Source organism: Bovifimicola ammoniilytica (genome assembly GCF_025567085.1).
Classification (GTDB): Bacteria; Bacillota; Clostridia; order Lachnospirales; family Lachnospiraceae; genus Bovifimicola; species Bovifimicola ammoniilytica.
On sequence record NZ_JAOQJN010000003.1, the window covers coordinates 108,694 to 120,282 of the forward strand.

Sequence of the window (11,589 nt, forward strand, 5' to 3'; positions counted from 1 at the left end):
GCTTCAATCTCCGCCTTAATGTAAATGATACTATAAGAATGTGCATTTGGGAATGCGGACATATTCTTGGACTCGATGTTAATTATATCAGGAGGATATTATGTTTACTTACGAAGAAAAGATTAAAGCTGTAGAATTATATTTGAAATCTGAAAGTTGGACTTTTACTATTAGAACATTAGGTTATCCATCAATTGGGGCATTACGACAATGGGTTAAGGAATATTTATCTTTTGGAGATATTAAAAAAATTCATAAAAGAAAACCTAAATATTGCGAAGAACAAATTCAGTATGCTGTAGATTATTATATTAATCATGGACGCAACATTTCAAAAACAGTTAGAGATTTAGGATATCCTAATAGGGATTATTTAAAGCAATGGTTAATTGACAGAGTACCTGATTTTAAATATACTTGTCGTTCTGGGAAAACAATGGTAAACTTATCAGAAAAAGATAAGTTTAATGCGGTGACTGAATTATGCTTAAAAGAAGAAACCGCCTAAACATTTGCTGAAAAGTATGGGGTTGAGCGAATGACTTTATATAACTGGAAACATCAACTGCTTGGAGATAAGGAAGGGGAACCATTGTCTAAACCAAAGAAGATTACAACTATTGAATTACAGAATGAAATAAAGGATTTGAACATACAAGCAGAAGAACTACGACGTCAAGTATATCAATTACAGTTAGAAAAGGATGTTTTAGAAAAGGCTGCTGAAATAATAAAAAAGACCAGGGTATCAATCTAAAGACACTGACAAATAAAGAAAAAGCTATTGTGATTGGTACCCTTAGAGAAAAATACTTACTAAAAGAATTATTGTCAGTGTTTAATATGTCTAAAAACAGTTACTTTTATCAAGTGAATGCGATTAATAAACCAGATAAATATATAAAACATAGAGAATTAATAAGACTTAGCTTTTCTGAATCAAATGGAACTTATGGTTATCGTAGAATACATTTAGATATGAAAGAATCTAATATGTGCATATCTGAAAAAGTTATACGCCGATTGATGAAGGAAGAAAATTTAATTGTTAAAACTATTAAGAAAAAGAAATATAATTCATATATGGGCGAAATTAGCCCAGCTGTAGACAATCTTATCAAAAGAGATTTTCATTCTGATAAGCCAAATGCAAAATGGCTTACAGACATAACAGAGTTTCATATTCCTGCAGGTAAGATATATTTATCTCCAATTATAGATTGTTTTGATGGTTTACCAGTTTCATGGACTATTGGTATTCATCCAGATGCTGAGCTTGTTAATACTATGCTAGATAATGCAATTGCATCTTTAAAAGAATCAAAAAAGCCTATAATACACTCAGATTGAGGTGCACACTATCGCTGGCCAGGTTGGATAGAACGAATGAAAGAAGCTGGTCTTACTCGATCAATGTCAAAAAAAGGTTGTTCTCCAGATAATTCTGCTTGTGAGGGATTCTTTGGACGATTGAAAAATGAAATGTTTTATTGTCGTGATTGGAAAGATGTTTCCATCGACAAATTCATAGATATACTAGACGCATATATACATTGGTACGCTGAAAAACGTAGAAAACTTTCTTTGAATGGAATGAGTCCAATTCAGTTCAGAAAAAGTTTAGGGCTAATTGCGTAGAAAAAAAGTCCAAAAAAACATCCGCACCCCCTTTCCTACATTCTTATATTAGCATTTGCACTTATCAATCATCCGTACCAGAAAATCAATGCACCGCTCAAATTCAATATTCTGTTGCATAAGCTCCTCCCGTCATTGTTTATACCCCCGCTGCGTTTGGTTCTTCTCATAGCCGCCCTCCGTCACCTTCTTAACCCGCACCCAAGACCTTCCACTCGTTTGCGTCAGTATAGAATGTATAAACCTGATCATCCGACACGGCGTAGAGCTGCTCTCGGACAAATTGATCGTCGTGCTCCGTGCCGATTGCAAAGAGCAGGCATTGTTGCCCGTTGACGACCTGCGTATCGCCGGTGTAGAGCAGTTTCATTCCGCGTTCCAGCGCATCCTTTACTTCGTCAGTTGCGGTAAGAAGCTCACTTGCATTTTTAGCGCGTTCCTCCTCGGTCATTTCATAATTGGTAAAATCATAGCAACCAGACTCCGTCGCCACATGGCCGTCCTTCATAGAGAGCATAGGGTGGAATTCCAGCATATTTGCACCATCCTTAACCGAGATGAGCATATTGGAATGTATTTCGCTGAGGTTGCAGCGCACTACAATTGCTTCGCCTGCATCGCCGATGAAGAGAGGCACATCCTTGTGATCGATATAGTTTCCGTCCTCAGATATCTCCGCATAGTAAATGGTGATAACGGCATCTTTGCCGGTAGGGACAAAGGCGTACAGTTCGGAACCGTCCAAAACCACCTCGTTAAGCTCCTTCAAGAACGGATATTCGCTTGCAAGCGCACTGTCATTCACGAATTGCTGCACTGCTTTTTCGTCGCACTCGCTGTCCACATAGCCGAGAAAGCCGACGCCGAGCATACATTTCTTTTCAGCGATACTGCTTCTTAGGGAAGCAAGCTCGGTGTTTTCCGACTGCGTGCTGCTTGTGGGCGGCTCCGTACCACCCGGCGGCTTCTGCGGCTGTTTTCCGCATCCCACCAGCAGCAGAATGCAGAGTGTCAGTGTAGCAAATAAGGTAAATTTCTTCATAAAAACTCCTTTCTTCAATGTATCCGTTCAAGGGTGTACTCCTGACCGGGATTTGCCGTTCCTTTTCCTCCGATGAGGGTCAAATTATTGTTTTCAAGCTTGAAATCGTATTCGCAGTCGGTCACATAATCGAGTGCATAGTCTATCTTGAGGGTATCACCGTCTATGGTGTAGGTGAACTCATAGTGATTGGTTTCCTCAATACACATACAGCCACTGCCTCTACCGTCAAACTCATACTCTGTGTACTGATTGTAATGCCAAACTCCCTGCAATACAGCGAGATTCTCCTTGCCATCTGAGCAGCTTTTACATATCACAACAATAATAGTGATAATCAATATTGATGCCAAAACAGAGCTACTCACAATTATCCGCTGTCGTTGCTTGCGTTTTCTTGCTGTCTGCCGCTTCGGGGAATGCCCTAGCTTTTGCAGTATTCGGTTTCGCTGCACTGATTTGTTCAACGGCGGCACAGCCCTACCAGAATGCGGTGTTTTTTGAGGCACCAACCGCTCCACAGAATACCGTTTTTGTCCTCACTCTTGTGCAGATGTATCCGCCCTGGACGGATTTCTGCTGTTTTTTCATCAGATGTTATCTCCTTTTTACTTCCTTGGAAACCTCTTTAATGCTTTCAAGATATGCTTTTTCGACTGGTGTCAAAGTAATCTCCTGATATTTTCTATATTCCGCTTTCGCTTTCTCCAATGCCTGTTTATGACTTACAGAACCAGCTCCAGTTAAAAGTTTTCTATTTCCTGATGACAACACACTATCCAGCTGCCCTTCTTCGAATATATGCTTTATATGTTCACTTATATTTGATTTACTGCATTGATATAATTCAGTAAGCTGCTGTTGCGTCAGCCACACTGTATCATCTTCTATTTTAACTTCTATATTTGTCTGCCCATCATCAGTCTGATATATAAGTATTTCCCCATATTCATCAGTTCCAATTTTATCTGCCATAAGCACCTCTCCAATCCATTACTTCTTAGTTATGAAATGTGAACACATGTGTTCACTATTGTCCCAACTAAATCTTATCATCATTCCAACCTCTGTTCAACCAAAACTTTTTCCAAGATGAAAGAATAAAACAAAAAGACTCCACTCTTATGAATGAATTCCCGTAATATATGTATACATCCCGTAACATATTATCTACAGGATGCCAGCTGCCTATGCTGCCTTTTTGTCCAGAAACTGTTTTACCCCACCTAAGTAATAACAGAACCGGTCAAATTGTTTCTGCCTGCTTACTTTCTCGTCATCAATTGAATCCTTGATCATCATACACACCTCTACTTCTTCTTTTATCTCTGGTGCATATTTAATAATCATGTCTGCAAGAAAGCTACAGCAGCGTTCAAAATCCTTGTTCATTGCCAAGCCTCCTCAAAATATTATCTTGTGAATAATTCACAGAACATATTTTATCTCAAGACTTACTAAATATGGAATAGATTTTACTGAATGGTAGTTTTCAAATATTTCTATCTATCGCAAATCAATTCTTTTAAGGCACATATCCTGCGATATAACCAGAGTCTTCTATGTATAAAACAATCTTCAAAAGCATCCTTGGCGATAAAGAATTTATTCTATCATAAGTAGAATATAAATCAGTCAAATCCATCTTCTCCACAAACTGACTGATTAACCGCACAGAATCATTCTTAGGAATAATTGTTTCTAATTCGAGTGGAAGTTTTAGTTGATATCCACTCTGATTTAAAGTATAATCTTTTTGTAATTTATTATGTAATAGCATACTAATATTTTACCATAAATCCCAGATTTTTCGAATCCTGGGATTTATTTTTTTTAGATTATATACCAACTTAACATAGAAAAAGGGGCATCGCACTAATTTCTTAGTGCGACAGCCCCTTGATTGCCTATCTGCAAAGGCAGACGGAGCTGTCAACAGCGGTGCAAAGCAACGTTCATTTTACTGTTGACTGGCTCAGCTGGCTTTGTGCTATTGCCTTGTAGTAAACACAAATAGAAATGATTGCTGTAATCGCTTCCGTGATCCAAAACGCATTCCAGACACCAACGGCTCCGAAAAGCCTGCTGAGTAAAAACGCAGTTGGGATGATAACCACAACATACCGGCAAAGTGAAATCAGTAATGAAGGAGTGCCTTTTCCAAGTCCCTCCAGTGCGCCGGATGATGTAACGGAAACCGCCGAGACGATAAAACCGGCGCCGATGATACGCAGGGCTGTTTCCCCGGTCTGGATTGTCGCTTCTGTGTGTGTAAACAGCCCCATAAGCTGGCCGGGGATTAGCAGACATATCACTGTCCCAAGCACCATAATGATACCGCTCATGCACAAGACGATTTTATAAATCTGGCTGACTCTTTTGTTCTCCCCCGCACCATAGTTATAGCCGATCAATGGGCGCATCCCCTGAACAATGCCATTAGCCGGAAGATAAATGAATGTCTGCAATTTGTAATAGATTCCCAAAACCAGAATATACACTTCGGAATATGCCGCCAAAATAGCATTGAGCACCGAAATCAAAAGAGATGGGAGTGCAAGATTCAAGGTTGCGGGAATACCGATGGAGTACAGCTTTATTACCATCTTTTTGCTGAGCAAAATGTACTGCCTGCGGATATGCACGCGAATTGGACGCACAAAATAAACGACCAGATAAATTGCAAGCGTCAAGGCCTGCCCGATGCCGGTTGCCAGCGTGGCGCCTTCGATTCCCATTTCAGGGAATGGACCATAGCCAAAAATCAGAATGGGGTCTAAGACAATGTTTGTTATACACCCGCACATCAAACTGATCATGGTTGTTTTCATGTTTCCTACAGCTTGGAATAGTTTCTCGAATGTAATACCAACAATGATAATCAATGTAAAAGCGAACGCAATAACAGAATAGCGGACGCCAAGTTCAATCACTGTCTTGGATGAAGTGAACATTTCTAAAAAAGCCGGCATCATTGTAATACAGCAGACTGTCATAACAACGCCGTGAATCATGGCAAGCACAAGTCCCTGCGTGGCAGTTTGATCTGCTTTTTTGTTATCTCCAGCGCCTAGATAGAAGGCAATCACTGCGTTGATTCCAACACCAAATCCAATTCCAACAGCATTGATAAAATTTTGAACCGGGTAAACCAGTGATAATGCCGTCATAGCTTCCTCGCTGATCTGCGCGACGAAAAAGCTGTCGATAATGTTGTATAGAGAATTAACCAGCATGGATAAAACCATAGGCAGGGTCATGGATAAAATCAGTGGCAATACCGGTTTTTCTTTCATAAAAGTATCGTTCATCATTTCTTCTCCTTGGAACATGTTATAAGATATTTTTGTGTCGATGCCATGCCATTATTACAAGAGCAATGAGCATAGTGGCGGTTTCCGCAACAGGAAATGCAAGCCAGATTCCGTTCAGTTGGAATAATTTGTCCAGACACCATAAGGCAGGAACAAGGAAAAGCAGTTGTCTGCATAATTGAATCGCTATGCTGGAACCTACTTTTTCTGTCGCCTGAAAATAGGTGGAAATCATGGTAGAGAGACCGCAAAACAGATAGCTTGCCGCCATAATTCGCATAGCGGATATTCCAAAGGAGCGCATGGTTTCCGACGCTGTAAATAATTCCAAAAGCTGCGCTGGAAAGAAGTTGACGGTCAATGTTCCCAGTATCATCATACCGGAGACCAAAGCGGTTCCGTATCGGAAAGCGGAGTGCAGCCTATCTCTGTTTCCCGCACTGTAGTTAAACCGCATAATAGGCAAACAGCCCTGAATCAAGCCGTTTACTGTCATAACGATCAGCTGCTGCACCTTAAAATACGCACCGAAGAATGCAATCGCCGTATCGGAATACGCCACCAGAAACAGATTGACGAATGTCACCATAAACGAACTGAGGGCATTCATAATGAAAGATGGTAAGCCAAGGGCGAATATACGGGCAATCATCCACTTTTGTATATGAAATTCTTTGATCTTTATCCGCACTTTTTGCTTTTTGCCCAGCAGCAAGGCAAATGCCAAAATCATGGATAACAAATAGCCTGCAACAGTAGCCACCGCAGCGCCACGGATTCCCATAGCTGGAAAAACACCAATACCAAAAATTAGGAGTGGGTCAAATACAAAATTAACGACCACGCCTGCAATCTGGAACCACATAGGAGCAACCATGTTCCCGGTAGCCTGTATCATCTTCTGGATTGCGATATGCACCATGTTGGGAATTTGCATGAACGAACATACGCTCATATAGGCAAGACTCAGCTGATAAATTTCTTCGTTATTGGTGAATGCCCCAAAGTAGGGTTTCATAATCAGTAATGACAGAAGATTGAGCAAAGCACCAATTACAACGGCCAGTAACAATCCATGTGTGACGGTAGTATTTGCCTCATTCTGCTTTCTCTGTCCAAGATACCCTGCAATCAGTACATTCACGCCAACGCCGATCCAGATAGATGTCGCATTCATCAAAGTTGTAATGGGAAACGACAGGGAAACCGCCGTCAAAGCATTTTCACTCAGCTGCGCTACAAACGTGCTGTCTATCAGATTATAGGAATATTGCAGAAACATGGAAATCAGCGGCGGTATCGACATTTGCCAGATGAGTTTTCCAACGGGCTCGACCGCCATTTTGTTATTGGTCTGCATGCTTTCCCTCTTTTCCACAAATTATCCGAACAATATAGTTTTGTTTGTGTGCTGTGGGCTGACCGACTTCCTGGACCGGATAGCCCAATGCAATCGCTCCGACACCACGCAAGGTTTCCGTTAGCTTCCACTCCCGCAGGAGATTCTTGCCGCTTTCGCTGTCAAAAATCTCCCGCCTATATTTGGGGTCTGTAATTGCAATGATGGTTGGAGATTGATGTCCTCCGCCGGTAGGAGCGTAAGTCCCTGCTTCCAGTACAGCGTCCAAAGCCTTGGAAGGGACCGGTTCCGATTTATAAGCCCATACACTACGGCGCGTCTTGATAAGAGACAAAAAATTTTTTTCCATACAGATATAGTCCTCCATTCTGCTAATACTTCCGAGATACAGGCAACAAAAAAGCCACACAACTATCACAAGATAGCTGTGTGGCAAAAAGATGACCGAATCCGGAAAAGTCCACTAAAATTTTGCATTTATTATTGTAGCAAACTTAAAGGAGACTGTCAAGCATCAATCATTACGGAATTGTGGCAGCTGTCTGTTGTTTTTTATGTTACTTTATGGCACATGAGAATTCTGTCTGTTTTTGTACTCATAGTGAGTGGGCATGTTCTCCCATTGGGATATATAATCAAAATAGTCTTTTGCTTCCAGCCTTCATGCAAGCACTCAGTTTTTACACATCCTGTCTTAAAATCATAGATGCTATTGATATTTCTTCTCGTATCATCGCTGATACCAAGGCAATAGCAAAGTGCCTTGTGGTACACATCCCGATAGCGCACCTCTTTTAATTTTTCATAGTAGAATTTTTCATGTGCTTCGCTGATAAAATTAATTGTCTGTTCCTTTTGGTTTTCTGCTCCTAACGCTGTGTTGTTCATAATGAACCTCTTTTTAAATTGAATTGAAAAAGGCACTCCTAATGGAATGCCCTAATATAAAAAATAGGGACACTCTTTCAAGTATCCCTACGTTCTATCAACATATCTGATAGTTCTCTATTTACTTTCATATTCAGAATTATTTGTGTTCCCACAACCGAGGTCTAATGCCACAACAACCGTTACCTTCCTCACAAGCTCTTTTTCCTTGTGATTTTCAGCAATCCTGTTGAAGCTGAAAAACTCTACAAAGTGCATAAAATTCAAGGATTTCTATAAATCCTTTCTGTGTAGTCCTACCACAGTTTCGACATGGCTCGGTTGTTCAACGAAAAACATACTCACCCCCTATTGTACAAGGAAATGGTGGAACGCACCTTTTCCCTTAAAATCTAGTGGTTCGAGCCTGTGAGAACCTTGAATTGTCCTATAATTTGTATAGGCAAACAAGGTAAAGTTCTGTTCCTTAAACTTCATTTTTAATGTCATCCCTACAAACTAGAAGTTAGCGATTTCTTTTTCCGGTATTCTCTGTCCCACGGATTTCCTCATGATAGAAATAATCTACGATCACCGGATGCCCCTGCGGGACTCTGCCATAAGGCATTTCATTATCCACAAAGGCACAATCATACTTCTTAGCCATTTTCTCAGCTTTTACTTCAAGTGCTTCAAAGTAGCTGCGGTTATGCTTGTTATAGATCTCGTCGTAAAGTGGTACAAGATCAGGATATTTTCCGGCGATATAATCCATAATTGTCTTTTTGAAACCGCCTCGAAGATTGAGATTTTCGAGCCAGAACAGATCGCACTGATCCTTTACCCGCTCAAAGATTGCTTCAAAATCCGTGATACCGGGGAATACCGGGGATACGAAACAGACTGTACGGATACCTGCTTCATATACCTGCTTCATAGCAGAGATACGGTGCTCAATGCTCGAAGCAGAGTCCATATCGTTCTTGAAATTTTCATCTAGTGTGTTGATCGACCATGAAACGGTTACACGTCCAAGCTTCTTCAACAGATCAATATCCCGTACCACAAGATCCGACTTTGTGCAGATCAGAATATCTGCGTCACTGCCGATCAGCTGCTCCAGAAGTTTTCTGGTATTCCCGAATTGCTCCTCCTGTGGATTGTAGCCATCTGTCACAGAACCGATGACCACCCGCTGTCCGGCATATTTCTTCGGATTTTTAATTTCCGGCCAATGCTTCACATCAAGGAAAGTGCCCCATTCCTCCTTGTGCCCGGTAAAGCGCTTCATAAAAGAAGCATAGCAATACTTGCAGGCATGTGTACAGCCCACATAAGGATTGACCGAGTAACCGCCTACCGGCAGACTAGACTTAGTCATGATGTTCTTCGTTTCCACCTCACGAATGAGGATTCCATTTATTACTTCTTCCATGATTTCTGTACCTCTAACACTTTATTAAAATCTTCCGGCATTTCCTGAATCATATTTTCATCCCCTATGATAGGGACAAGGTCTTCCTTCATAAACACCGGAATGCCGAGCTTATGTGCCTGGTCCGCCAGAGACCATGCCCATTCCGGCTCCGTATGAATCTTCCTGCTCTGAGCTCCGGTCATGGTGCCGACAACGATCCAATTGATTCCGGAAAGGTCAACTGTGCCGGGATCGTCGAATAACGGCTCAAAGGTAACATGGTAATGTTTTGCTCTGACGTTTTTCCGAAGGGCGTCGATACGCCACAGTTCTGCTTTCCTCGTCACCGTAACGCCAAACCATGCGTTTTCCAGATCGGTATCAAAATCCAGCAAATCAGGTCGCTTGGTAAGGAACAGGAACTGATGCTGTGGATTTTCACGGATCTTTGCAAATACCTCGTCTCTCCATTCCGGCTTCCATCCGGAGAGATCGCTCATGCCGGTAAGAAGAAAGTTCTGCGGACGTTTCTTTTCCATCATCTTGAGCTTACCCGGAAAGAATTCAGTGGCAGCGAAGTCATCAATCATATGCCAGCGTTTCACGTTGTTGCGGGCATAGCAATATGCACACCCTACTGTGCAGCCAATGACAATATTCATGTTCTGAATCTGATCTTTGATACAAATACTCATGACTTCTGCCACTCCTCAAGATTCTTTCTGATGCGATCGAGGCATTCCTCAAACCGGGTAATTTCTTCCTCTGAAAAACCTTTGTAGTAAATACTGCCCATCTCATCAGATACAGAATCATACTCGCCCTTTAAGGCATGTGCTTTCTCAGTCAGAAACAGGAGTGTTTTCCTTTTGTCCGTTTCAGACTGAACACGGCTTATCAGCCCTTGATTTTCCATTCTTTCCAGCATCGTAGTAAGAGATGTTATCGCTAATCCGCATTTAGTCGAGAGTGACCTGATTGAGATACCATCCTCCTGCCACAGCACATAAAGAATACGCCCCTGGGCTCCATTAAACGCATCAATATTCTTTTCGCTGAGAATCTTCTCGAAAATCCGGTCTCCAAGCTGTTTTATTTTGGTGACAAGAAATCCTCCATTCATTTGCATACAAAAGCTCCTATATAGTAATTTATTAAAAACATACTATATAGGAGCTTTATTGTCAAGAGTTTATATGTCTTAATAGGTAAATTCCGTTTTTTCAATTCTCCAAACTGGAATTGTTCGAGCTTTTCAAATACTAACGTCCTTAATTCTGTTCAATAATTGATTTATAGTAGTTACCAAAGTCAGCAAGTGAATTAACAATTGGAAGCATTTTTGTTCCGAGTTCCGTTAAGCCGTATTCAACTCTCGGTGGCTACTCATGGTAATCGTGGCGATATGCCAGCCCATGCATGACTCATTCCCATACATCCAAATCCGATTTCTGATACTTCTAAGTCTCTTCCTAAAATTCTTATCTCCATCTTTATCTTCCTTTTCTATATTTCAAACTTTACTGTAAGTATAATAAAAAGAGACCCCGAACAGAAGTCTCTCTTTGTTACGATTCTTCCAAATATTTTTATATTCTTTTATAATCCAAGACTGTCTATCCATGAACTGATATCTGATTCAGATGCTCCACCATGGAATCGTTCCCCTTCTTTCCAGTCACCTGTTCCTGTCATCTCTTCCAGAAGATTACCGCTGTCACCGATTCCCGAGGTCGCTGCTGTACAGAATGGGATGACTGTTTTTCCTGTAAAGTCATTCTCTTTTACAAAGTTATCTACTGGCCATGCTGCGATTCCCCACCAGATAGGATAGCCTGCATCTGTCAAGACTGGGACAAAAAAATTTTTATTTTTTTCTGTACATATTCTATCAAATCCTTACTGATTTTTAAAGTACAGAATAGTTTATTACTATTAACCTTTTCGTTAC

The 11,589-nt window shown here is 41.0% G+C and carries 12 protein-coding genes and 3 pseudogenes; 1 reads left to right on the top strand and 14 read right to left on the bottom strand.

Translation table 11 applies throughout. The features are described from left to right. The first annotated feature begins 100 nt into the window (after nucleotides 1-100). Nucleotides 101-1,638 (top strand): annotated as a pseudogene (locus OCV48_RS04240) (IS3 family transposase). Nucleotides 1,639-1,828: 190 nt separating this feature from the next. Here OCV48_RS04240 and OCV48_RS04245 read toward each other — a convergent pair. From OCV48_RS04245 to OCV48_RS04310, 14 genes and pseudogenes are all read right to left on the bottom strand, one after another. Beyond that, entirely contained in the window at nucleotides 1,829-2,680 is an 852-nt protein-coding gene (locus tag OCV48_RS04245) for an LptM family lipoprotein (protein WP_147591256.1), read from the bottom strand. A 14-nt stretch (nucleotides 2,681-2,694) separates the two neighbouring features. Then, nucleotides 2,695-3,033, bottom strand: a complete 339-nt coding sequence (locus tag OCV48_RS04250) for a DUF5640 domain-containing protein (RefSeq protein WP_147591257.1) — start codon at nucleotides 3,031-3,033, stop codon at nucleotides 2,695-2,697. A gap of 244 nt (nucleotides 3,034-3,277) precedes the next feature. Next, nucleotides 3,278-3,655: a virulence RhuM family protein gene (locus OCV48_RS04255; RefSeq protein ID WP_147591258.1), complete on the bottom strand. Its 378-nt coding sequence runs from the start codon at nucleotides 3,653-3,655 to the stop codon at nucleotides 3,278-3,280. A gap of 213 nt (nucleotides 3,656-3,868) precedes the next feature. Further along, nucleotides 3,869-4,072 carry a hypothetical protein gene (locus tag OCV48_RS04260; RefSeq protein WP_117920402.1) on the bottom strand — a complete coding sequence of 68 codons (204 nt, stop codon included), beginning with the start codon at nucleotides 4,070-4,072 and terminating at the stop codon, nucleotides 3,869-3,871. Nucleotides 4,073-4,205: 133 nt separating this feature from the next. Next, on the bottom strand, nucleotides 4,206-4,460 hold the full coding sequence (locus OCV48_RS04265) for a hypothetical protein (protein ID WP_394803233.1): 255 nt from the start codon (nucleotides 4,458-4,460) through the stop codon (nucleotides 4,206-4,208). 175 nt (nucleotides 4,461-4,635) lie between these two features. Next, nucleotides 4,636-5,991: an MATE family efflux transporter gene (locus OCV48_RS04270; protein ID WP_147591375.1), complete on the bottom strand. Its 1,356-nt coding sequence runs from the start codon at nucleotides 5,989-5,991 to the stop codon at nucleotides 4,636-4,638. A gap of 22 nt (nucleotides 5,992-6,013) precedes the next feature. Next, nucleotides 6,014-7,354, bottom strand: coding sequence for an MATE family efflux transporter (locus OCV48_RS04275; protein WP_147591259.1), 1,341 nt, complete (start codon nucleotides 7,352-7,354; stop codon nucleotides 6,014-6,016). Beyond that, a complete protein-coding gene (locus tag OCV48_RS04280; protein WP_147591260.1) occupies nucleotides 7,341-7,703 on the bottom strand; it encodes a nitroreductase family protein in 363 nt (120 codons plus the stop codon). The genes OCV48_RS04275 and OCV48_RS04280 overlap by 14 nt, the downstream gene beginning before the upstream one ends. 203 nt (nucleotides 7,704-7,906) lie before the next feature. Continuing rightward, nucleotides 7,907-8,242, bottom strand: coding sequence for a DUF6075 family protein (locus tag OCV48_RS04285; protein WP_449495038.1), 336 nt, complete (start codon nucleotides 8,240-8,242; stop codon nucleotides 7,907-7,909). 505 nt (nucleotides 8,243-8,747) lie between these two features. Then, nucleotides 8,748-9,656, bottom strand: coding sequence for a radical SAM mobile pair protein B (locus tag OCV48_RS04290; protein ID WP_055054236.1), 909 nt, complete (start codon nucleotides 9,654-9,656; stop codon nucleotides 8,748-8,750). Continuing rightward, the gene (locus OCV48_RS04295; RefSeq protein WP_147591261.1) at nucleotides 9,644-10,333 is read right to left on the bottom strand and encodes a radical SAM mobile pair protein A; all 690 of its coding nucleotides are present in this window, start codon (nucleotides 10,331-10,333) and stop codon (nucleotides 9,644-9,646) included. Before OCV48_RS04295 ends, OCV48_RS04290 begins: the two co-directional genes overlap by 13 nt. Continuing rightward, nucleotides 10,330-10,767 carry a radical SAM mobile pair system MarR family transcriptional regulator gene (locus OCV48_RS04300; RefSeq protein WP_147591262.1) on the bottom strand — a complete coding sequence of 146 codons (438 nt, stop codon included), beginning with the start codon at nucleotides 10,765-10,767 and terminating at the stop codon, nucleotides 10,330-10,332. Before OCV48_RS04300 ends, OCV48_RS04295 begins: the two co-directional genes overlap by 4 nt. A 142-nt stretch (nucleotides 10,768-10,909) precedes the next feature. After that, nucleotides 10,910-11,008, bottom strand: a pseudogene (locus OCV48_RS04305) (winged helix-turn-helix transcriptional regulator); the annotation flags it as partial. A 229-nt stretch (nucleotides 11,009-11,237) separates the two neighbouring features. Continuing rightward, nucleotides 11,238-11,474: pseudogene (locus tag OCV48_RS04310) on the bottom strand (flavodoxin); the annotation flags it as partial. Nucleotides 11,475-11,589: the final 115 nt, after the last annotated feature.

What these genes read in the sequence shown, in the direction of transcription:
- OCV48_RS04300 (WP_147591262.1), bottom strand. Translation starts at nt 10,767, where the DNA reads ATGCAAATGAATGGAGGATTTCTTGTCACCAAAATAAAACAGCTTGGA.
- OCV48_RS04290 (WP_055054236.1), bottom strand. Translation starts at nt 9,656, where the DNA reads ATGGAAGAAGTAATAAATGGAATCCTCATTCGTGAGGTGGAAACGAAG.
- OCV48_RS04270 (WP_147591375.1), bottom strand. Translation starts at nt 5,991, where the DNA reads ATGAACGATACTTTTATGAAAGAAAAACCGGTATTGCCACTGATTTTA.
- OCV48_RS04245 (WP_147591256.1), bottom strand. Translation starts at nt 2,680, where the DNA reads ATGAAGAAATTTACCTTATTTGCTACACTGACACTCTGCATTCTGCTG.
- OCV48_RS04260 (WP_117920402.1), bottom strand. Translation starts at nt 4,072, where the DNA reads ATGAACAAGGATTTTGAACGCTGCTGTAGCTTTCTTGCAGACATGATT.
- OCV48_RS04285 (WP_449495038.1), bottom strand. Translation starts at nt 8,242, where the DNA reads ATGAACAACACAGCGTTAGGAGCAGAAAACCAAAAGGAACAGACAATT.
- OCV48_RS04295 (WP_147591261.1), bottom strand. Translation starts at nt 10,333, where the DNA reads ATGAGTATTTGTATCAAAGATCAGATTCAGAACATGAATATTGTCATT.
- OCV48_RS04275 (WP_147591259.1), bottom strand. Translation starts at nt 7,354, where the DNA reads ATGCAGACCAATAACAAAATGGCGGTCGAGCCCGTTGGAAAACTCATC.
- OCV48_RS04265 (WP_394803233.1), bottom strand. Translation starts at nt 4,460, where the DNA reads ATGCTATTACATAATAAATTACAAAAAGATTATACTTTAAATCAGAGT.
- OCV48_RS04280 (WP_147591260.1), bottom strand. Translation starts at nt 7,703, where the DNA reads ATGGAAAAAAATTTTTTGTCTCTTATCAAGACGCGCCGTAGTGTATGG.
- OCV48_RS04255 (WP_147591258.1), bottom strand. Translation starts at nt 3,655, where the DNA reads ATGGCAGATAAAATTGGAACTGATGAATATGGGGAAATACTTATATAT.